General features: G+C 54.4%; 22 protein-coding genes. 11 read left to right on the top strand and 11 right to left on the bottom strand.

Features of this window, described 5'->3' with window-relative positions; all coding sequences use genetic code 11:
• Positions 1 to 4 precede the first annotated feature (4 nt).
• Positions 5 to 805, bottom strand: a complete 801-nt coding sequence (locus ACHHZ6_RS01200; RefSeq protein WP_182271777.1) for a PTS mannose/fructose/sorbose transporter subunit IIC — start codon at positions 803 to 805, stop codon at positions 5 to 7.
• A gap of 47 nt (positions 806 to 852) precedes the next feature.
• On the bottom strand, positions 853 to 1,815 hold the full coding sequence (manX, locus tag ACHHZ6_RS01195; protein WP_182271776.1) for a PTS mannose transporter subunit IIAB: 963 nt from the start codon (positions 1,813 to 1,815) through the stop codon (positions 853 to 855).
• Between the two features lie 267 nt (positions 1,816 to 2,082).
• Between manX and ACHHZ6_RS01190 the strand changes: the two genes are divergently transcribed.
• Positions 2,083 to 2,292 (top strand): protein YoaL, encoded by a 210-nt coding sequence (locus ACHHZ6_RS01190; protein ID WP_395121671.1) that lies wholly within the window; start codon positions 2,083 to 2,085, stop codon positions 2,290 to 2,292.
• Entirely contained in the window at positions 2,280 to 3,839 is a 1,560-nt protein-coding gene (gene yoaE, locus ACHHZ6_RS01185) for a CNNM family cation transport protein YoaE (RefSeq protein ID WP_182919892.1), read from the top strand. The genes ACHHZ6_RS01190 and yoaE overlap by 13 nt, the downstream gene beginning before the upstream one ends.
• A 6-nt stretch (positions 3,840 to 3,845) precedes the next feature.
• Here the strand turns inward: yoaE and ACHHZ6_RS01180 are convergent, their stop codons facing one another.
• From ACHHZ6_RS01180 to pabB, 4 genes are all read right to left on the bottom strand, one after another.
• Positions 3,846 to 5,444 (bottom strand): EAL domain-containing protein, encoded by a 1,599-nt coding sequence (locus ACHHZ6_RS01180; protein WP_395121607.1) that lies wholly within the window; start codon positions 5,442 to 5,444, stop codon positions 3,846 to 3,848.
• 130 nt (positions 5,445 to 5,574) lie between these two features.
• On the bottom strand, positions 5,575 to 6,939 hold the full coding sequence (gene sdaA, locus ACHHZ6_RS01175; protein WP_182271773.1) for an L-serine ammonia-lyase: 1,365 nt from the start codon (positions 6,937 to 6,939) through the stop codon (positions 5,575 to 5,577).
• Positions 6,940 to 7,122: 183 nt separating this feature from the next.
• A complete protein-coding gene (locus ACHHZ6_RS01170) occupies positions 7,123 to 7,701 on the bottom strand; it encodes a CoA pyrophosphatase (RefSeq protein WP_182271772.1) in 579 nt (192 codons plus the stop codon).
• 3 nt (positions 7,702 to 7,704) lie between these two features.
• On the bottom strand, positions 7,705 to 9,054 hold the full coding sequence (gene pabB, locus ACHHZ6_RS01165) for an aminodeoxychorismate synthase component 1 (RefSeq protein WP_395121670.1): 1,350 nt from the start codon (positions 9,052 to 9,054) through the stop codon (positions 7,705 to 7,707).
• A gap of 61 nt (positions 9,055 to 9,115) precedes the next feature.
• Here pabB and ACHHZ6_RS01160 point away from each other — a divergent pair, with 61 nt between their 5' ends.
• Positions 9,116 to 9,298: a YoaH family protein gene (locus ACHHZ6_RS01160; protein WP_008500497.1), complete on the top strand. Its 183-nt coding sequence runs from the start codon at positions 9,116 to 9,118 to the stop codon at positions 9,296 to 9,298.
• Between the two features lie 151 nt (positions 9,299 to 9,449).
• Here ACHHZ6_RS01160 and ACHHZ6_RS01155 read toward each other — a convergent pair whose 3' ends face one another.
• Entirely contained in the window at positions 9,450 to 9,794 is a 345-nt protein-coding gene (locus tag ACHHZ6_RS01155) for a RidA family protein (protein WP_182271770.1), read from the bottom strand.
• A gap of 131 nt (positions 9,795 to 9,925) precedes the next feature.
• On the opposite strand from ACHHZ6_RS01155, the gene ACHHZ6_RS01150 reads away from it, so the two are divergent.
• The 5 genes from ACHHZ6_RS01150 to rnd all read left to right on the top strand — a co-directional run bounded on the left by ACHHZ6_RS01150 (position 9,926) and on the right by rnd (position 16,306).
• On the top strand, positions 9,926 to 11,836 hold the full coding sequence (locus tag ACHHZ6_RS01150) for an ATP-dependent DNA helicase (protein WP_182271769.1): 1,911 nt from the start codon (positions 9,926 to 9,928) through the stop codon (positions 11,834 to 11,836).
• Between the two features lie 66 nt (positions 11,837 to 11,902).
• The gene (gene tsaB / locus ACHHZ6_RS01145) at positions 11,903 to 12,598 is read left to right on the top strand and encodes a tRNA (adenosine(37)-N6)-threonylcarbamoyltransferase complex dimerization subunit type 1 TsaB (RefSeq protein ID WP_182919894.1); all 696 of its coding nucleotides are present in this window, start codon (positions 11,903 to 11,905) and stop codon (positions 12,596 to 12,598) included.
• A gap of 38 nt (positions 12,599 to 12,636) precedes the next feature.
• Positions 12,637 to 13,218: a Slp family lipoprotein gene (locus ACHHZ6_RS01140; RefSeq protein WP_182271767.1), complete on the top strand. Its 582-nt coding sequence runs from the start codon at positions 12,637 to 12,639 to the stop codon at positions 13,216 to 13,218.
• A gap of 203 nt (positions 13,219 to 13,421) precedes the next feature.
• Entirely contained in the window at positions 13,422 to 15,107 is a 1,686-nt protein-coding gene (gene fadD, locus ACHHZ6_RS01135) for a long-chain-fatty-acid--CoA ligase FadD (RefSeq protein WP_182271766.1), read from the top strand.
• A gap of 83 nt (positions 15,108 to 15,190) precedes the next feature.
• Complete coding sequence (gene rnd / locus ACHHZ6_RS01130) at positions 15,191 to 16,306, top strand: ribonuclease D (protein WP_182274529.1); 1,116 nt, start codon at positions 15,191 to 15,193, stop codon at positions 16,304 to 16,306.
• 91 nt (positions 16,307 to 16,397) lie between these two features.
• Here the strand turns inward: rnd and minE are convergent, their stop codons facing one another.
• From minE to minC, 3 genes are read right to left on the bottom strand one after another with little or no spacing between them, the layout of a single operon-like run.
• Positions 16,398 to 16,664 (bottom strand): cell division topological specificity factor MinE, encoded by a 267-nt coding sequence (gene minE, locus ACHHZ6_RS01125; protein ID WP_024909868.1) that lies wholly within the window; start codon positions 16,662 to 16,664, stop codon positions 16,398 to 16,400.
• A gap of 3 nt (positions 16,665 to 16,667) precedes the next feature.
• On the bottom strand, positions 16,668 to 17,480 hold the full coding sequence (minD, locus tag ACHHZ6_RS01120) for a septum site-determining protein MinD (RefSeq protein ID WP_182271765.1): 813 nt from the start codon (positions 17,478 to 17,480) through the stop codon (positions 16,668 to 16,670).
• Positions 17,481 to 17,503: 23 nt separating this feature from the next.
• Complete coding sequence (gene minC / locus ACHHZ6_RS01115; RefSeq protein WP_182919895.1) at positions 17,504 to 18,211, bottom strand: septum site-determining protein MinC; 708 nt, start codon at positions 18,209 to 18,211, stop codon at positions 17,504 to 17,506.
• Positions 18,212 to 18,334: 123 nt separating this feature from the next.
• Here minC and ACHHZ6_RS01110 point away from each other — a divergent pair, with 123 nt between their 5' ends.
• The 3 genes from ACHHZ6_RS01110 to ACHHZ6_RS01100 all read left to right on the top strand — a co-directional run bounded on the left by ACHHZ6_RS01110 (position 18,335) and on the right by ACHHZ6_RS01100 (position 19,851).
• The gene (locus ACHHZ6_RS01110; protein ID WP_182271763.1) at positions 18,335 to 18,610 is read left to right on the top strand and encodes a YcgL domain-containing protein; all 276 of its coding nucleotides are present in this window, start codon (positions 18,335 to 18,337) and stop codon (positions 18,608 to 18,610) included.
• A 47-nt stretch (positions 18,611 to 18,657) separates the two neighbouring features.
• Positions 18,658 to 19,317 (top strand): fumarylacetoacetate hydrolase family protein, encoded by a 660-nt coding sequence (locus tag ACHHZ6_RS01105; protein WP_182271762.1) that lies wholly within the window; start codon positions 18,658 to 18,660, stop codon positions 19,315 to 19,317.
• A 93-nt stretch (positions 19,318 to 19,410) separates the two neighbouring features.
• Positions 19,411 to 19,851 carry a YcgN family cysteine cluster protein gene (locus tag ACHHZ6_RS01100; protein ID WP_182271761.1) on the top strand — a complete coding sequence of 147 codons (441 nt, stop codon included), beginning with the start codon at positions 19,411 to 19,413 and terminating at the stop codon, positions 19,849 to 19,851.
• A 126-nt stretch (positions 19,852 to 19,977) separates the two neighbouring features.
• Here ACHHZ6_RS01100 and dsbB read toward each other — a convergent pair whose 3' ends face one another.
• Positions 19,978 to 20,508, bottom strand: coding sequence for a disulfide bond formation protein DsbB (gene dsbB, locus ACHHZ6_RS01095; RefSeq protein WP_032641201.1), 531 nt, complete (start codon positions 20,506 to 20,508; stop codon positions 19,978 to 19,980).
• Positions 20,509 to 20,553 lie beyond the last annotated feature (45 nt).

The raw sequence follows: 20,553 nt of genomic DNA, 5'->3' as shown, positions 1-20,553 counted from the left end.
CCTGCTAGTCCAGTTCGTTATCGAGGGAGTTATTACCAGCAGCCTGCGCTGGGGCACCCGCAACGCGGTTATATTTCGGGCTGAGCTGGATGTAGAGAATCGCCATAACCGCACCAATCACACCCAGAGCAACCAGGTTGAAGTTGGTGAACGCAGCGGTAACGAAGCCAAGGTAGAAGAATGGCATCAGGTAGCCTGCACGCATCATGTTGATGACCATTGCGTAACCAACTACCACAATCATGCCGCCCGCAATGTTCAGACCGCCGGTGACGACTTCTGGAATGGCGTTCAGCATGCTCTGTACTTCACTGGTGCCGACAGAGATGGCAACGATAACCGCCGGAATGGCGATACGCATCGCCTGCAGGAACAGGGACGAGACGTGGATCCAGGAAAGTGCCGTGAGGTTGCCATTTTCGGCCGCCTTATCTGCCGCGTGCTGGAAGGCAACGGTGATAGTACGAACGATGATGGTCAATACCTGGCCTGCAGCAGCCAGTGGGATTGCCAGCGCAATACCCGCACCGATACTTTGGTGACCGGCAATAACCAGAACGGTTGAAATAATGGATGCCAGAGCAGCATCTGGCGCAACTGCCGCACCGATGTTCATCCAGCCGAGGGCGATCATTTCCAGGGTACCACCGATGATGATACCGGTTTTCATATCACCGAGTACGGCACCAATCAACGTACAGGCCACCAGCGGACGGTGGAACTGAAATTCATCAAGTACGGATTCCATACCCGCAATACATGCGACGACGAACACCAGCACAATCTGAAGAGTGGTAATCTCCATTGTACTTCTCCTATTGCATAATCTTTATGTGAAAAACCGGCGCGGGCTTATTTCCCCACTTTGCCGATCAAATCCATCATTTTCAGTTTCTGATCTGTGGAAACCTTACGGGCTTCCAGCTCAATACCGCGTGCATTCAGCTTGTTGAATGCTTCGATATCTTTTTCATCGACTGAAATCGCGTTGTTGACCTGCGTTTTGCCCTGACGGAAAGCCATACCACCAATGTTAACGGAGGTGATTTTCACGCCGCCTTCAACAATGCGCTCGACGTCTGTCGGGTTTGTGAACAGAAGCATCACGCGCTCACCCGCATATTTCGGGTTGTTATAAACGCGGATCATTTTAGCGACATCCACAACGTGCGCGGTCACGCCCGGTGGTGCAACCTGGGTCAGAAGGGTTTTACGTACGGTGTCGGCGGCCACTTCGTCGCTGACGACGATAATGCGGCGAACGTTGGTTTCTTTGGTCCAGCGCGTAGCGACCTGGCCGTGGATCAGACGGTCATCGATACGTGCAAGGCCAATGACCATATAATCGTTCGGGCCCATTGGTTTTGCAGGTTCTGCGGCCTTTGGTGCCACGGCAGCAGGTGCAGGTTTTTCAACCGGTTGTGCTTTCAGCGCTTTCACGCCTTCGCGACCCGTCTCGACAGCCAGTGCGACCAGCTCATCGAAGCTCGGGTTATCGTCACGCGCCATGAAGGTTTCCACCAGCATAGGAATGTTCACCCCGGCGACGACTTCGTAATGCTCTTTATCGACGACAATGCGGCTGGCAGCGTTAAACGGACTGCCGCCCCATGTATCAACGAGAAACAGCACGCCTTTGCTGGTATCCAGCTTCTCAAGTTGAGCGGTGTACTTCACAATCAACGTTTCGGCATTTTCACCCGGAACGAAATCGATCCAGCCGACGTTTTCCTGCTCGCCCAACAGCATCTCTGCCGTCTTGATTAACTGCTCTGCAGCCCAACCATGTGTGCCTATGACAATAGCAATGGTCACTTGCTACCTCCTTTTATTATCATTAATACGTCTGCCAGGCAGTCGTACTGAGAATCGCATCTGGCGAACCGAATCGATTCAGATAAGGGTTATCGTTAAATAAACTAAGACTTCCGCGAATTATTTTAGACAGTGAAAGAATAATTTATGTGATGAAGATCCGTAATTTAGCTTTCGAAACACAGAAAATACGCGACGAAAATTTAGTCTTTTGACGCGTTCTTGCAAAAAAAAGTAAATCTTTGCCAAAAGATTATTGTCTCTGATATGTTTAGCCTCCGTTTATCTATTCAGGAGTATAGGGCAGCAGCCCACTATATGGACCGTCACCGACGTCAGTCATCTTTCAGGCCGTTCTGCGCCTCTTTCACCGGCGATCCTCGCCACGTTTCAACGCTGTCTACCATTGATTTGCCCATGCCGATTGGGGCACCGTTTTGTCATTCCTTTAGCAGGAGCTTGTCATGGAATTCTTAATGGACCCGTCAATCTGGGTAGGATTGCTCACGCTGGTGGTGCTGGAGATTGTTCTCGGCATCGATAACCTGGTGTTTATTGCCATCCTTGCGGATAAACTTCCGCCAAAACAACGTGATAAAGCGCGTCTGATCGGTCTCTCGCTGGCATTGTTCATGCGACTGGCACTGTTGTCCGTCATCTCGTGGATGGTGACGCTGACGAAACCGCTTTTTTCCGTCATGGATTTCACCTTCTCTGGCCGCGATTTGATCATGCTGCTGGGGGGGATATTCCTGCTGTTCAAGGCCACAACCGAACTGCACGAACGGCTGGAAAACAGACAGCACGATGATGGTCACGGTAAGGGGTATGCCAGCTTCTGGGTGGTTGTATTGCAGATCGTGGTGCTTGATGCCGTCTTCTCGCTGGATGCGGTGATCACGGCGGTGGGTATGGTGAACCACCTGCCAGTGATGATGGCAGCCGTAGTGATTGCGATGGCGATGATGTTGCTGGCCTCGAAGCCGCTGACGCGTTTCGTGAACCAACATCCAACGGTCGTGGTGCTGTGTCTGAGCTTCCTGCTGATGATTGGTCTGAGCCTGGTCGCGGAAGGTTTTGGCTTCCATATTCCGAAAGGTTACCTGTATGCCGCGATTGGCTTCTCGATCCTTATCGAGCTGTTTAACCAGATTGCGCGCCGTAACTTCATTAAGCAGCAATCGAATCAGCCGCTGCGTGCCCGTACGGCGGATGCCATTCTGCGCCTGATGGGTGGCCGTCGTCAGGTGACCGTACAGTCCGATAACGAAAGCCGTAACCCGGTTCCGGTCCCTGAAGGGGCGTTCGTTGAAGAAGAACGCTACATGATCAACGGCGTGCTCTCACTGGCCTCCCGTTCGCTGCGCGGTATCATGACCCCGCGCGGTGAAATTAGCTGGGTAGATGCCAACCTGAGCGTCAGTGAAATCCGTCAGCAACTGCTCTCTTCACCTCACAGTCTGTTCCCGGTGTGTCGTGGTGAGCTGGATGAGATAATCGGCGTGGTGCGTGCGAAAGAGCTGCTGGTGGCGCTGGAAGAGGGCGTCAACGTGGAAGCCATCGCGGCCGCATCACCAGCAATTGTGGTGCCGGAAACGCTGGATCCGATCAATCTGCTGGGCGTACTGCGCCGCGCTCGCGGGAGCTTCGTCATCGTCACCAACGAGTTTGGTGTGGTGCAGGGGCTGGTCACGCCGCTGGACGTGCTTGAAGCGATTGCCGGTGAATTCCCGGATGCAGACGAAACGCCAGAAATTGTGGCCGACGGCGAAGGCTGGCTGGTGAAGGGAACGACCGACCTGCACGCGCTCTCGCATACGCTGGGGCTGGAAAACGTCATCAATGATGATGAAGACATTGCCACCGTTGCAGGGCTGGTGATTTCCGTTAACGGGCAAATCCCGCGTACCGGTGACGTGATCGACCTGCCACCTTTGCACATTACCATTGTTGAAGCGAACGATTATCGCGTTGATATGGTGCGTATTGTTAAAGAGCAATCGGCACACGACGAAGACGAGTAAGTCTTCTTAACGCAACGGCATTAAGGGCACGATGTGTCCATTGTGGTGCGCTGGCGGGGGGGAACTCTCCGCCAGCCATTTTGGAAATTCCCGTAGCGGCATTGGTCGCGCATAAAAAAATCCCTGCAGGTTATGCACGCCGTGTCGGCGTAAATACCGCGACTGTTCCTCTGTTTCGACCCCTTCCGCAACCAGCTCAATATTCAACCGCTGACCCAGCGCAATAATAATGTCCGTTACCGTCGAGTTCACGGCATCGGTACCAATTGCCGTGGTGAATGATTTGTCAATTTTCAACACGTCAGGATGGAGTTTTTCGAGCCAGGAAAGTGAACTGTTCCCGGTACCAAAATCATCAATCGCCAGTTTCACGCCTTCGCGATGCAACTCCCGAACAATGCGGTAATCGACGTCGAGCAGGTCGTCGCGTTCGGTCAGTTCAATAACCAGCTGTTGAGTGGGTTTTGCGCTGAACCAGGCGCGGTTCAGATCCTGCAACAGGGTGGCGCGGCGGAAGTGGCTGGCAGCCACGTTTATCCCGATCTGAAAACTGTTTGAGGCCGGAAAATAACCAATCTGACGCACGGTCTCCGTGATGACGTAGCGTGTCAGAGGAACAATCAGGTTATGTTCTTCTGCCAGGGGAATAAACACTTCCGGTGAGATCCAGCCCTGTCGCGGGTTATGCCAGCGCAACAGGATCTCGACGCCGATGCAGTCCTGGGTACGGGCATTCACCAGCGGCTGGCAAAAAAGTTCAAATTCCCGTGCCGCGATCCCCATGTTAATTTCCCACGTGAAGCTCATGCGGCGCGCAGTTGCCAGCCAGGCGATATAGCCCAGCAGCAGGCTCAGCATTAACCCCAGCGGTAACTGCGTTGGCAGGTTGATTAACGCCATTTCACCAGGGCCTGGCCCGCTGACCGTAATGGAGAAGGGATAGTGTGTCGACGCCTTCTCCAGAAGCGAATCTCCGTCATCAAAGTTCAGGGTTTCCGTGACCTGTTGACCATAGCGCAGATAATGATCGCCCACGGTCAGCACCACGTCGGTAATCAGCGGGGTCTGTGGCTCGAGTATCATTCTGGTGATGAGATCAATATTGACGATCTCCATCACGCCATCTTCACCGCTCGGGGAAATCGGGGTCCACTGAATCAGAATGGGGCTGCCTTTGAGCAGCCACTGGTCGGTCGACAAAATCAGTTTTGGCTTACTGGCAGGTAAGACCGGTTGAAAATCACGCACGAGGACATTACGGCTGCCGAAAATACTGGAGCAGTACAGGATCCCGTCTTTAATCAGCGCGATGGAGCGAACGGTCTGCAAAATGGCGGCCTGTTTTCGCAAAACCAGATGCACCTGCGGGCAAGGTTCACCCACCAGCGTTTGCAGAAGATTCCGGCGGCGTTCTAATGAAAGCAGCACGTTATCGAGAGAGCGAACGGTATAGCTGGCAAAATCGAGGATCCGCTCCTGATTGGCATTACGCTGTGAAACAAAACGAATACCTAACGTCAGGATGAGCGTAAGGAGCGCAACCGTCACACAGACGATAACGCGTTTTCGGCGATAGTTTTTAATGATCGTTTGTGCATTTTGCATGAACGGTCGCTCTATGCGCTACCAGCCCCAAAAGCCGGAAGCAATAGAGAAAGTGTAGTGGGGAAAGAGGAAGGAGACGAGACGTGAGAGGTAATATCGCCCATCCGTTGCAGATGGGCGAAAGGAAGTATTAGTCGCACTGCACCTTAATGGCCAGACCACCGCGTGACGTTTCGCGGTACTTCGCGTTCATGTCCTTGCCGGTTTCGTACATGGTTTCGATAACCTTATCCAGCGATACGCGAGGTTCGCTGGTACGGCGCATTGCCATACGAGAGGCGTTGATCGCTTTCACTGAGGCAATAGCGTTACGCTCAATACACGGTACCTGTACCTGGCCTGCAACCGGGTCGCAGGTCAGACCGAGGTTATGTTCCATACCGATTTCCGCCGCCACACAGACCTGCTCCGGGCTTGCACCCAGCAGTTCTGCAAGGCCAGCTGCTGCCATAGAACACGCCACGCCCACTTCGCCCTGGCAGCCGACTTCTGCGCCAGAGATGGATGCGTTCATTTTGTACAGCGCGCCAATCGCACCCGCTGCCAGGAAGTAACGGATGTAAATATCCGGGCTGACAGGCTCAATAAAGTGATCGTAATAGGCCAGTACCGCCGGAACGATACCGCATGCGCCGTTGGTAGGCGCAGTTACCACACGGCCACCGGCGGCGTTTTCTTCGTTAACCGCAAGGGCAAACATGTTCACCCAGTCGACCACGTTCATAGGGTCGTTGGAGAATTTGTCCGTTGTCACCAGCATACGACGCAGCGCAGAGGCGCGACGCGGCACGCGCAGTGGCCCAGGTAACACTCCTTCGGTGTTCATACCGCGGTCGATACAGGCGCGCATGGTCTGCCACACGTTAGCAAAATAGTCTTCAATTTCTTTTTTGCTGTGCAGTGCCAGTTCGTTTTGCATCACCATGCCGGAAAGCGACAGGCCGCTCTCTTTGCAATAACCCAGCATCTCGGTGGCCGATTTAAACGGATACGGCACGCTGACGTCGCCCACGCTCTCTTTGCCAAAGTGCTCTTCATCAACAATGAAGCCACCGCCAATGGAGTAGTAGGTTTTGCTGTAAATCTCTTTTTCGCCGTTAAACGCGTGGATGGTCATCCCGTTTTCGTGCAGCGGCAGGTTGTCGCTGCGAAAACGCATGCCATCATCCTGCGGGAAATCCACTTCGCGCTGGCCGTTTGCAAGCAGCAGGCGACCGCGCGTTTCCACGTCGCGGATGAATGCCGGAATGGCATCAATATCAACGGTGTCCGGCATGTTGCCCGCCAGACCCATAATAATGGCGATATCGGTGTGGTGGCCTTTACCCGTTAATGACAGCGAGCCGTAAACATCCACGGCAACACGGGTAACGCTTTCCAGTAATCCTTTTTCGACCAGATCATCGACGAACTGTTTACCGGCCTTCATCGGGCCTACAGTATGGGAAGACGAAGGGCCAATTCCCACTTTGAACATGTCGAATATACTAATCACTTTCACACTCCTGACAGGGTTACCGGGTTTCCAGTAACGATGTTATAACTGCGCATAGTGTAAGAGGGAACATCGACCTCGGCTTGACTATTCACATGAATTAAACTAATGGATAACCCCTGATTTACTAATGTTGAGACGCACCTCGCAAACTTACGTTAAATTCGCGAATGTAAAGTATAGTCAAGGCTTCAGGCCGATTTGCAGCGCCAGTTCACGAATGATGCCTGCCGTCATGCCCCAGACAAAATAATGCTGATACCAGGACAACCAGACCCGGTGTGCATGACCTCGTCGCTGAATGTCCAGAGGGTGATAGCGCCCGAGACGAAGAGCCTCTTCCAGCGGCATTTCAAACACCGCAGAGACTTCATCGACGCTGGCATGATACTGAAGATCAGGGGGGATAATGCCGACGACCGGCGTGACCTGAAAACCGGTGACACTGTCGACTGGCGGCAGAACACCAATGATCTCGACGACCTCCGGTGGGATCGCGACCTCTTCCTGTGCTTCACGCAGCGCGGCAGCAATCAACGAAGCGTCGGTACTGTCGACCGCGCCCCCCGGGAAAGCAACCTGACCGGCGTGTTTGCGCAAGTGCGGTGAACGCTGTGTCAGCAGTAACCCGGGCTGTTCGCGGCGCACCACCGGGATAAGCACCGCGGCCTGACGGCGATTCAGGGTTTCTCGGCTCACCTGTGGGCGCAAAAGCTGGAAACGCGACAGAAAATCATCCAGCGTCAGGTTCTCTTTCTCCACCCGTTATGTCTCCAGTTGTTGAAGGATACGGTTAACTTTATCAAAGGTTTCCTGATATTCCGCCTGAACTTCGCTATCCGCCACAATTCCGCCACCGGCAGAACAGTAAATATTGCCCGCGCAGGCGGTCAGGGTGCGAATGGTAATGCTGGTATCCAGCGTACCGCAGAGGCTGACATAGCCAATGCTGCCGCACCAGGCGTTGCGGCGGTGTGGCTCGAGTTCATCGATAATCTCCATCGCCCGCACTTTGGGTGCGCCGGTGATGGAGCCTCCCGGAAACGCGGCGCGCAGGAGATCGCAGGCCGTACGCGACGCAGGCAACTGTGCGGTAATGGTGCTGACCAGATGATGCACCGCCGGGAAAGGCTCGACCACGAACAGTTCAGGCACCCGCACGCTTCCCGGCACGGCCACCCGGCCAATATCGTTGCGCATCAGATCAACAATCATCAGGTTTTCGGCGCGGTCTTTTGGTGATGCGGCCAGCTTTTTCGCCTGCAGACGATCGGCTTCAGGGTCTGCCAGACGCGGAAGCGTACCTTTGATCGGGCGGGTCTGAATGGTACCTTCAGCGAGATGAATAAATCGCTCTGGCGAGAGGCTAAGGATTGCGCCCTGTTCCAGACGTAAAAACGCGCTAAACGGTGCCTTGTTACTGGCGTTCAGGCGGGTAAAGGCCTGCCATTCATCACCCTGATACGTCGCCTGAAAGCGCTGGGCGAGGTTGACCTGATAGCAATCACCGCTTTGCAGATACGCCTGAACGCGTGAGAACTTTTGCGCATATTCCTGCGCGGTCATGTTCGAACGCCAGTTCGAGGTCAGGCTGAAGTCTGTTGCTGAAGCCGGTTGTTGTGATTCCAGCCAGGCCAGACGTGCATTTACATCCGAGTGGCTAAGCAGGGAAACCACCTGCCGGTGGTGGTCAACAATTAACGCCCAGTCGTACAGACCTACTGCCATATCCGGCAGCGGGATATCGTCCTGCGCATTATCGGGAAGTGTTTCAAAACGACGGCCTAAATCATAGCCGAACAACCCCAGAGCGCCGCCCTGGAAGGGAAGATCGGGATCCGGGTTTACGGATAAGCCCAGTGCGTCAATGGACTGCTGAAGCAACATCAGCGGATCGTCCGTTGACTGACGCGTCCCAACAGACGTCACCCCGCCGTGGGTTATCAGGGTTTCTACCGGATCGGCAACCAGAATATCAAAACGGCTGTAGGGATGGTCGGCATGACCGGAGTGCAACAGCATCGCGAAAGGAAGGTGGCTCAGGCGAGCAAACCAGAACTCAGCGGCGTCAACACGCCAGGGCAAGGTCATAACAGTGGGGAAGCGCATGTTCATGTGTGGCATACTACCGGGCAGCGTGAAATAATTAGCGCAGACAATTTAGCAGGAGTTGACAATGTTTGCAGGTTTACCTTCTCTGAGCCACGAGCAGCAGCAGAAAGCAGTTGAGCGGATCCAGGAGCTGATGTCCCAGGGGATGAGCAGCGGGCAGGCAATTTCCCAGGTGGCGGAAGAACTTCGCGCCACTCATACCGGTGAGCGGATCGTGGCGCGTTTCGAGGATGAAGACGAAGAATAATCGGGCTTAGAGCTTGGCCCAGTAGGGTTATTAGCGCAGGCAGTTTGAACACGGACAGCGCGGAGAAACCGGAGCATACACGTAGTACGTGAGGATTTCGAGCACTGCCCAGGTTCAAAATGGCAAGCCAAATAGCCCTAATGGGTCAGGCTTAAACTGCCGCGATAATCTTAATCTCTACCTTATATTCCGGTTTCATCAGCGTCGCCTGTACGGTGCAGCGTACAGGCGCGTGACCCGCCACCACCCACGCATCCCAGGCTTTGTTCATCGCCGCAAAATCCGCTTTGTCAGCCAGAAAAAGGGTGGCATCCAGAATGCGGGACTTATTGCTGCCCTGTTTTTCCAGCACCTTATCAATCTGTGCCAGGGTGTTCGCCGTCTGCTCGAACGCGTCTGCGTCCAGATTTTCCGGCACGCCGGTGTAATAGAGCGTCTGGTTATGAATTACGACATCAGACCAGCGGGCTTCCGCATCAATGCGCACAATCGTCATAAACGTTTCCTCGTTATTTTCATATCAGGCGGCAAGACTGCCATATTGTTCTCCCGTCGTCACTATTTGGGGTGGCACTGTGACGGATGGGCTGACATAATCCCTGTGCAAAAATACAGTGAGAGAGCACCGTGGCAGACGATTTTTCCCCTGAGGGTCAGTTAGCACAGGCCATTCCCGGCTTTAAGCCGCGTGAACCACAGCGTCAGATGGCGCATGCCGTGGCGCATGCCATCGACAAAGCGCAGCCGCTAGTGGTGGAAGCCGGAACCGGTACAGGTAAAACCTATGCATACCTTGCCCCGGCGCTGCGTGCAAAAAAGAAAGTGATCATCTCTACGGGGTCAAAGGCGCTTCAGGACCAGCTCTACAGTCGCGATTTGCCCACGGTGGCAAAAGCGCTGAAATACAAAGGTCGCCTGGCGTTGTTGAAGGGGCGTTCTAACTATCTTTGCCTGGAGCGTCTTGAACAGCAGGCGCTGGCGGGCGGTGACCTGCCGGTGCAAACCCTGAGCGATGTCATTATTCTTCGTGCCTGGGCCAATCAGACCGAAGAGGGCGATATCAGCACCTGCGCGAGCGTGCCGGAAGATTCTCCCGCCTGGCCGCTGGTCACCAGCACCAACGACAACTGCCTTGGCAGCGACTGCCCACTGTATAAAGACTGTTTTGTGGTAAAAGCACGTAAAACCGCGATGGATGCGGATGTCGTGGTGGTTAACCATCATCTGTTCCTCGCGGATATGGTGGTCAAAGACAGCGGCTTTGGTGAGCTCATACCGGAAGCGGAAGTGATGATCTTTGACGAAGCCCACCAGCTACCGGATATCGCCAGCCAGTATTTTGGTCAGTCACTTTCCAGCCGTCAGCTGCAGGATCTGGCGAAAGATTTCACCATTGCCTATCGCACTGAATTAAAAGACACCCAGCAACTGCAAAAATGTGCCGACCGCCTGGCGCAGAGTGCGCAGGATTTCCGCCTGCAGCTTGGGGAACCGGGCTACCGGGGTAATCTGCGCGAGCTACTGGCAGACAGCAATATCCAGCGTGCGTTGTTATTGCTGGATGATGCTCTGGAACTTTGCTACGACGTGGCGAAACTGTCACTTGGCCGTTCAGCGTTGCTGGATGCCGCCTTTGAGCGCGCCACGCTCTACCGGGGGCGGCTCAAAAGGCTAAAAGAGATCAACCAGCCGGGCTTTAGCTACTGGTATGAATGTACCTCTCGCCATTTTACGCTGGCCCTGACGCCGCTGACCGTAGCAGATAAATTCAAAGAGGTGATGACGCAAAAGCCGGGGAGCTGGATATTCACCTCCGCTACGCTGTCGGTCAATGACGATCTGCACCACTTTACTGAACGTCTGGGGATTGAGCAGGCAGAATCACTGCTCCTGCCAAGCCCGTTTGATTATGAAAAACAGGCGTTGCTCTGTGTTCCACGCAATCTGCCGTTACCTAACCAGCCGGGCGCAGCGCGCCTGCTGGCGGCGATGCTGAAACCCATGATTGAGGCCAACAACGGTCGCTGTTTTATGCTCTGCACCTCTCACGCCATGATGCGTGATCTGGCCGAACAGTTCCGTGCCACCATGACGCTGCCGGTACTGCTTCAGGGTGAAACCAGCAAAGGGCAACTGCTTCAGCAGTTTGTCAGTGCGGGTAATGCCCTGCTGGTAGCAACCAGTAGTTTCTGGGAAGGGGTGGACGTGCGCGGCGATACGCTCTCTCTGGTGATCATCGATAAACTGCCGTTTACCTCCCCGGACGATCCGCTGCTGAAAGCGCGAATGGAGGACTGCCGTCTGCGTGGGGGCGATCCTTTCGATGAAGTTCAACTGCCGGATGCGGTGATCACCCTTAAACAAGGGGTAGGGCGTCTGATCCGTGATGTAGATGACCGGGGTGTGCTGGTCATTTGCGATAACCGGCTGGTGATGCGTCCATACGGAGCGACGTTCCTGGCAAGCCTGCCGCCTGCCCCCCGCACGCGGGACATTAAGCGCGCGGTTCGTTTCCTGGCAAACCCAACGGCGGAGTAATTTGCCCCGGAGTGTGCTAAGATGCGCGCCATTTTGTGACTGACCATTGCGAGAGCGCGACAACTGATGCGAATTCTGGCTATTGATACCGCTACAGAGGCCTGTTCTGTTGCCCTGTGGAACGACGGTGTTATCTCTGCTCATTTCGAAGAGTGCCCACGGGAACATACCCAACGTATTCTGCCCCTGGTCAAAGCGATTTTGACTACGGGCGACACCTCCTTAACCGACCTTGATGCACTGGCCTATGGCCGGGGCCCCGGCAGCTTTACGGGCGTACGCATCGGGATTGGGATTGCACAGGGGCTGGCGCTGGGCGCTGAGTTGCCCATGATTGGCGTCTCCACGCTGGCAACAATGGCGCAGGGCGCATGGCGCATGACCGGCGCAACACGTGTGCTGGCGGCAATTGATGCCCGCATGGGCGAGGTCTACTGGGCTGAATACACCCGCGATGAGCAGGGCGTGTGGCACGGTGAAGAGACCGAAGCGGTACTTAAGCCTGAAGCGGTGACCGAACGGCTGAAACAGCTGTCCGGCGAGTGGGCGATGGTTGGCACGGGCTGGCCGGCATGGCCTGACATGGCGAATGACACCGGGTTAACGCTGGTGGAAGGCAACATGTTGCTGCCAGCCGCCGAAGATATGCTTCCTATTGCCTGTCAGCTGCTTGCAGCAGGAAAAACCGTTGCAGTTGAACATGCTGAACCGGTTTATTTGCGAAACACCGTCGCGTGGAAGAAACTTCCGGGCCGCGAGTGAATCTCAGTAACAGGAACTGAGAAATAAGGAGTCGCATCATGGCGGTTCAGACTACAGTAGTACGCCTTATTATGGCTGGCGTGGTGGCCATTACACTGAGCGGATGTGTCACCGTTCCTGACGCGATAAAGGGAAGTAGTCCTACACCACAACAGGATCTGGTGCGCGTAATGAATGCGCCTGAACTGTATGTTGGTCAGGAAGCCCGCTTCGGCGGCAAGGTGGTTGAGGTGTTAAACCAGCAGGGGAAAACCCGTCTGGAGATCGCCACCGTACCGCTGGATAGCGGCGCGCGGCCAGTACTGGGTGAGGCGTCTCGCGGGCGCATTTATGCGGATGTCAGCGGGTTCCTCGATCCGGTCGATTTTCGCGGTCAGCTGGTCACTGTCGTTGGACCTATTACCGGAACGGTACAAGGCAAAATCGGCAATACGCCGTACAAATTCATGACCATGCAGGTAAACGGCTACAAGCGCTGGCGGATTGAACAACAGATTGTGATGCCGCCACAGCCTATGGATCCGTGGATGTGGGGGCCGCACCCATACCGCTATGGTTACCCTGGCTGGGGCTGGTACAACCCGGGTCCCGCACAGGTTCAAACGATTGTAACCGAGTAACTTACTGTTATTGTTAGGAAAGAGACAGCGGCTCGGCCGCTGTCTCTGTTTTTTTACGGACAAAACGAAAAAAAAGAGTGACGCGCTTCGCAACCTTAAATCTGAACAATTAATAAACTGGTACGCTGAGTTAATATAATGTTAACAAACTGTTTATTATCGGGGTTGTGATGACGACGAACACTCATTTCAGAGGTGATGCATTGAAGAAGGTTTGGCTTAACCGTTATCCCGCAGACGTTCCGGCGGAGATCAATCCTGACCGTTATCAATCCCTGGTTGAATTATTTGAAAATTCAGTCACGCGTTACGCCGATCAGCCTGCGTTCGTAAACATGGGCGAGGTAATGACGTTTCGCAAGCTGGAAGAGCGCAGCCGCGCCTTTGCTGCTTACCTGCAGGAAGGGCTGGGGCTACAGAAGGGGGACCGCGTCGCATTAATGATGCCGAACTTGCTGCAATACCCGGTGGCGTTGTTTGGCATCCTGCGAGCCGGGATGATCGTTGTGAACGTTAACCCTCTGTATACCCCGCGTGAGCTGGAGCATCAGCTGAATGACAGCGGTGCGGCCGCGATCGTCATTGTTTCTAACTTCGCCCATACGCTGGAAAAAGTCGTCGACAAAACCCAGGTCAAACACGTCATTCTGACGCGAATGGGCGATCAGCTCTCTACCGCTAAAGGGACGCTGGTTAACTTCGTCGTAAAATACATCAAACGACTGGTACCGAAATACCATCTGCCGGATGCCATCTCATTCCGTCGCGCACTGCATGCGGGTTATCGTATGCAATACGTGAAGCCGGAGGTGGTGCCGGAAGATCTCGCCTTCCTGCAATACACCGGGGGCACCACCGGTGTTGCCAAAGGCGCGATGTTGACCCACCGCAACATGCTGGCAAACCTGGAGCAGGTCAACGCAACCTATGGGCCGTTGCTGCACCGTGGTAAAGAGCTGGTGGTCACGGCGCTTCCGCTGTATCACATTTTCGCCCTGACCATGAACTGCTTGCTGTTTATCGAGCTGGGTGGTCAGAACCTGCTTATCACCAACCCGCGTGATATCCCGGGGCTGGTCAAAGAGCTGGCGAAATATCCGTTCACGGCCATGACGGGGGTGAATACCCTGTTTAACGCACTGCTTAACAACAAAGAGTTCCAGCAGCTTGATTTTTCCACGCTGCACCTCTCTGCGGGCGGTGGGATGCCTGTTCAGCAGGCGGTGGCGGAGCGCTGGGTGAAGCTCACCGGCCAGTATTTGCTGGAAGGCTATGGGCTGACAGAGTGTGCGCCGTTGGTCAGTGTGAACCCGCATGATATCGACTACCACAGCGGAAGCATTGGCCTGCCGGTACCGTCGACGGAAGCCAAACTGGTGGATGACGACGATAACGAAGTAGCTCCGGGTGAACCCGGTGAGCTGTGTGTCAGAGGCCCGCAGGTGATGCTGGGTTACTGGCAGCGTCCGGATGCCACTGATGAGATAATCAAAAACGGCTGGCTGCATACGGGTGATATCGCTGTGATGGACGATGAAGGCTTCCTGCGTATTGTCGACCGTAAAAAAGACATGATCCTTGTCTCTGGTTTCAACGTCTATCCGAATGAAATCGAAGACGTGGTCATGCAGCACAACGGTGTACGGGAAGTGGCGGCCGTTGGCGTCCCTTCTGGCAGCAGCGGTGAGGCGGTGAAGATTTTTGTGGTCAAGAAAGATCCTTCGCTGAATGAGGAAGAACTGATAACGTTCTGCCGCCGTCAATTGACCGGTTACAAGGTGCCGAAGCTGGTTGAGTTCCGCGATGAGCTGCCGAAATCGAATGTCGGGAAGATATTACGACGAGAATTACGTGACGAAGCCCGTGGCAAAGTAGACAATAAGGCCTGAGCTTCACGCTAATCGCCCAGACGCCGGTTAAGCCGGCGTTTTTTATGGGCGCAAACAAAAGAGAAACCGTTTTGAATTACCAGATGATCACTACCAATGACGAGCTGGCTTCGCTGTGCGAGGTTACGCGCGACTTTCCTGCCATTGCCCTGGATACCGAGTTTGTTCGTACCCGGACGTATTATCCGCAGTTGGGTCTGATTCAGATGTTCGACGGCAAACGCGTCTCGCTGATCGACCCTCTTGGTATCACCGACTGGACGCCAATGCGTGAATTGCTGCTCGATCCTGCCGTGACGAAATACCTGCATGCAGGCAGTGAAGATCTGGAAGTGTTCCTGAATACCTTTGGCATCATGCCGCAACCGTTAATTGATACGCAGATCCTTGCTGCGTTCAGCAATCGCCCGCTTTCATGGGGATTTGCCGCAATGGTTGAGGAGTATACCGGCCTGACGCTGGATAAGAGTGAATCCCGTACCGACTGGCTGGCACGCCCGCTGACGGAGCGTCAGCTTGATTACGCCGCGGCAGACGTGTTTTACCTGCTGCCAATTGCCGGGCAGTTGATGAAAGAGGCGGAAGCTTCAGGTTGGTTACCTGCGGCCCTGGATGAGTGCCGTATGACGCAGTTGCGTCGTCAGGATGTGGTTGATCCGAAAGAGGCCTGGCGTGATATCAGCAACGCGTGGCAGTTACGTACGCGTCAGCTGGCCTGCCTGCAATTACTGGCTGACTGGCGTCTGCGTAAAGCGCGTGAACGCGATCTGGCCGTCAACTTCGTGGTCCGCGAAGAACACCTCTGGGCCGTTGCGCGCTATATGCCGGGCAGCATGGGTGAGCTCGACAGCATCGGACTTTCGGGCAGCGAAATTCGTTTCCACGGTAAAACCCTGCTTGCGCTGGTGGCAAAAGCGCAGCAAACGCCGGATGAGGAACTGCCGGAACCACTGCTGAATCTGATGGATATGCCGGGCTATCGCAAGGCGTTTAAAGAGATCAAAGCGCTGGTGCAGGAGGTTGCAACGGAAAGCAAGCTGGGGGCTGAATTACTGGCATCACGTCGTCAGATTAACCAGCTACTGAACTGGCACTGGAAGCTGAAGCTACAGAATGGATTGCCGGAACTGATGGCAGGCTGGCGTGGCGAATTGATGGCCGATCGCCTCAATACGCTGCTGGAAGGGTACCCACGCTGATAAACCTGTAGCCCCGGTAAGCGCAACGCGCCGCCGGGGGAATTACCGGGCGACGCGTTGCGTGCCCGGCCTACACAATCAACACATGCGACTAACGCGACTCTTCCGCTTCTGGTAGCGTCACGTTCAGCTCCAGAATCGAAATATCCCCGTCTTTTTGCTCCAGTTGCACGGTGACCATCTCCGGGTCAATCTGCACATACTTACAGATCACTTCCAGGATGTCCTTACGCAGCTGTGGCAGGTAGTGTGGCTCGGCGTCACTACGACGACGCTCCGCAACGATGATTTGCAGACGTTCTTTTGCGATGTTGGCGGTGTTCTTTTTCCGCGAGAGAAAAAAGTCCAGTAATGCCATAATTTATCCTCCGAACAGGCGTTTGAGGAAACCTTTCTTCTCTTCTTCAATGAAGCGGAAAGGACGTTCTTCTCCCAGCAGGCGGTCAACGGTATCCGCGTAAGCTTTACCCGCATCTGCCAGCGTATCCAGGATAACAGGCTCACCCTGGTTAGAGGCACGTAACACGGATTGGTCTTCCGGGATCACGCCGACCAGTTTGATGCGCAGGATCTCCAGCACGTCTTCCATGCTCAGCATGTCACCTTTGTTCACGCGGCCCGGGTTATAGCGGGTCAACAGCAGGTGCTCTTTAATCGGGTCTTCGCCATTTTCCGCACGTCGGGATTTAGAGGCGAGAATACCCAGAATTCGGTCAGAGTCACGAACGGATGAGACTTCAGGGTTAGTGGTGATGATCGCTTCATCAGCGAAGTAGAGCGCCATCAGCGCACCGGTTTCGATACCGGCAGGGGAGTCGCAGACCACAAAGTCGAACTCCATTTTTTTCAGTTCACCGAGTACGGTTTCCACGCCTTCACGGGTCAGCGCGTCTTTGTCACGCGTCTGAGAGGCCGGGAGGATGTAGAGATTCTCGGTGCGCTTGTCTTTAATCAGCGCCTGGTTAAGCGTTGCATCGCCCTGAATGACGTTAACGAAATCATACACAACGCGACGTTCACAACCCATGATCAGGTCGAGGTTACGCAGGCCGATATCGAAATCAATAACGACGGTTTTCTTTCCCTTCTGGGCCAAACCAGTAGCGATGGCCGCGCTGGAGGTGGTCTTGCCAACGCCTCCTTTACCCGAAGTAACAACAATAATGCGTGCCATAGAAATTCCTTGTTAAAAAGGGATCAATTCAACGGTTGAACGGTCAACGCGTCATCTGCCAGTCGCAGACGAGCCGCTTTGCCATAAAATTCGGCTGGGATCTTGTCGCTCAGCCAATATTCACCTGCGATGGACACCAGTTCCGCCGTCAGGTGAGTACAAAATATTTGTGCATCCCGGTCACCACTTGCACCTGCGAGCGCACGCCCACGCATCATACCGTAGACGTGAATGTTGCCATCCGCAATCAGTTCTGCGCCAGCGCTGACGTGGCTTGTAACAATCAGATCACAGTTTGGTGCATAAATACGCTGACCGGAACGAACCGGCACATCAATCATTCGTGTTTTTGTGACGGGTGTAACGCTTTGCACCGGAGGAGGGGGCGTTTGCGCTGCAGCAGGAGCCGGGCGAGGGGCTTTTTCTTTGCCCTCGGTCAACAGCGGCAGTCCCGCACGGTCAATCTCTGCTTTCAGTTCCGCATCTTTACAGCCACTGATGCCCACAATGCGCAATCCGGTTGAGGAGACGGCCTGCTGGAGACGTGTCCAGTTAACCGGGGTATCCAGACCACTGACATTGATAACGACAGGCGCGTGCTTCAGAAAGGCGGGAGCCTGAGCGATTTTGTCTTCTAACGCCTGACGAATAACCTCGGGTTTTGCATCATGCAAATGTACCACTGATAAGGTGAAGCTACTGCCTTTAAGCTCGATGGGCGTGTTTGACATCCTGGCCTTACTCAATTTGCTATTAACCGCAACAACTCGCTGCGATATTCCGAAGAGTATCAGGCATGTTATAGTCAGGAGTATATTGAGGCAAGCAACCACCCATTAATTCAGAGTAAAAACATGTTTTGTGTGATCTACAGAAGTACAAGCCGTGACCAGACTTATCTTTATGTCGAAAAGAAAGACGACTTTTCCCGCGTGCCTGAAGAATTAATGAAGAGCTTTGGCCGTCCTCAGCTGGCGATGTTGCTGCCGCTCGACGGGCGTAAGAAACTGGTGAATGCCGATCTGGAAAAAGTGAAAACGGCATTAGCCGGGCAAGGCTATTATTTACAGCTTCCACCACCACCCGAGAATTTATTAAAACAGCATCTTGAGGTGAACGGAAAAAAATAGTCCCGAACGCTTCCGGGCACAACATATCAACCGTTTAGGGGTCGACCATGTATCAACATCATAACTGGCAAGGTGCATTACTGGATTATCCCGTCAGCAAAGTGGTCTGCGTTGGCAGCAATTATGCCAAACACATTCAGGAGATGGGCAGCGCGACGCCAGAAGAGCCGGTGCTGTTCATCAAACCGGAAACGGCACTTTGCGATATCCGCCAGCCGCTGGCGCTGCCGCAGGGGCTGGGAGCCGTTCATCATGAAGTGGAGCTGGCCGTGCTGATTGGCGCGACCCTGCGCCAGGCTCCGGAAGCGCATGTGCAAAAAGCGATTGCCGGTTATGGCGTGGCGCTGGATCTGACCCTGCGAGATGTACAGGGTAAAATGAAGAAAGCCGGACAACCGTGGGAAAAAGCCAAAGGGTTTGATAACGCCTGCCCAATCTCTGGTTTTGTTCCCGTGAGTGAGTTTACGGGCGATCCGCAGGACACCACGCTCAGCCTTAAGGTCAACGGTGAGATCCGTCAGCAGGGCACGACGGCAGACATGATCCACAAAATTGTACCGCTGATTGCCTACATGAGCCGTTTCTTCACCCTGAAGCCGGGCGATGTGATCCTGACCGGTACGCCAGAAGGCGTTGGCCCGCTGACCAGCGGCGACGAGCTGGACGTGAGTTTTAACGGTCTGTCGCTGAAAACCCGCGTGCTGTAAAAGCATCTTGCCGTCTTAAGAGGGCGGCAAAACTTGCATCAACGTGCCAGACTCGCTATAAGGTGCGCTTTCTTTTGACGTGTGGACATCCTGATGAACGACATTCCTTTCTGGCAAAGCAAAACTCTCGACGACATGACCGATGTGGAGTGGGAATCGTTGTGTGACGGCTGCGGGCAGTGTTGCCTGCATAAGCTGATGGATGAAGACACTGACGAAATCTATTTTACCAACGTTGCCTGCAAACAGCTGAATATCAAAACCTGTCAGTGCCGCAACTATGAGCGCCGTTTCGAATATGAGCCGGACTGCATCAAGTTAACCCGTGAGAACCTGCCTACCTTCGAGTGGCTGCCGCATACCTGCGCCTATCGCCTGCTGGCGGAAGGAAAGGATCTCCCGGCATGGCATCCGCTGCTGACAGGCTCGAAGGTGGCGATGCACGGGGAGCGGATCTCCGTACGCCATATTGCAGTGAAAGAGTCTGACGTGCGGGACTGGGAAGATCACATCATGAATCACCCCAACCGCTGATTATAAAAAACCCGCCGAAGCGGGTTTTTTTATGGGGTATGTCTGTTCCGATGCCTTCAACCCAACCTTCTCCTGCGGGAGAGGGCGAAAACACTAAAAACGGCAACCGAAGTGACCGTTTTACGTTTACCTGCCGAAAAGATCGCGTTTCTTCGGTTTGAACGGCTGAGCAATCAGCACCAGCAGTGCCACAACGAAGTAAGCAACAAAAATACCCACCAGCCACTGTGGCATCTCCAGTGTCAGGAATTCCCACTGACGAACGGAGCAGTCACCGGACGCCACAAACACCTGCGGCAGCCATTTATCCAGTGGCAGCCAGCTCGGGAAGCGGGCGGCGAAATCACAGGTCATAAACGGTGACGGATGCAGCTGCATCATGGTGTGCTGCCAGGAAAGTTCGATGCCTTTCCAGGCGCTGTAAAGCCAGATTGCAATCCCGGCATAGCGCAACGGCGATTTTGGGGCAATCGCACCCACCAGACCGGCACCCATAATGCCGAACAGTGCGCAACGCTCGTAGATACACAGCACGCAAGGTTTTAGCCCCATCACATGCTGGAACCACAGCGCGACCATTTCCAGCGCAAAGGCGGTCAGGGCCATTAACAACCACGCTCCGCGACCGCGGGAGCACTGGTTCAAAAATCTCAACATAATCATTTCCCTGGAACATGCTTAGAAAGCGCAGTGTAAACGAAT

The organism is Enterobacter cloacae complex sp. 2024EL-00214 (genome assembly GCF_043945575.1).
Taxonomy (GTDB): domain Bacteria; phylum Pseudomonadota; class Gammaproteobacteria; order Enterobacterales; family Enterobacteriaceae; genus Enterobacter; species Enterobacter cloacae_P.
Note: the sequence above shows the minus strand (reverse complement) of the source record. Positions and strands in the feature narration are given on the sequence as shown.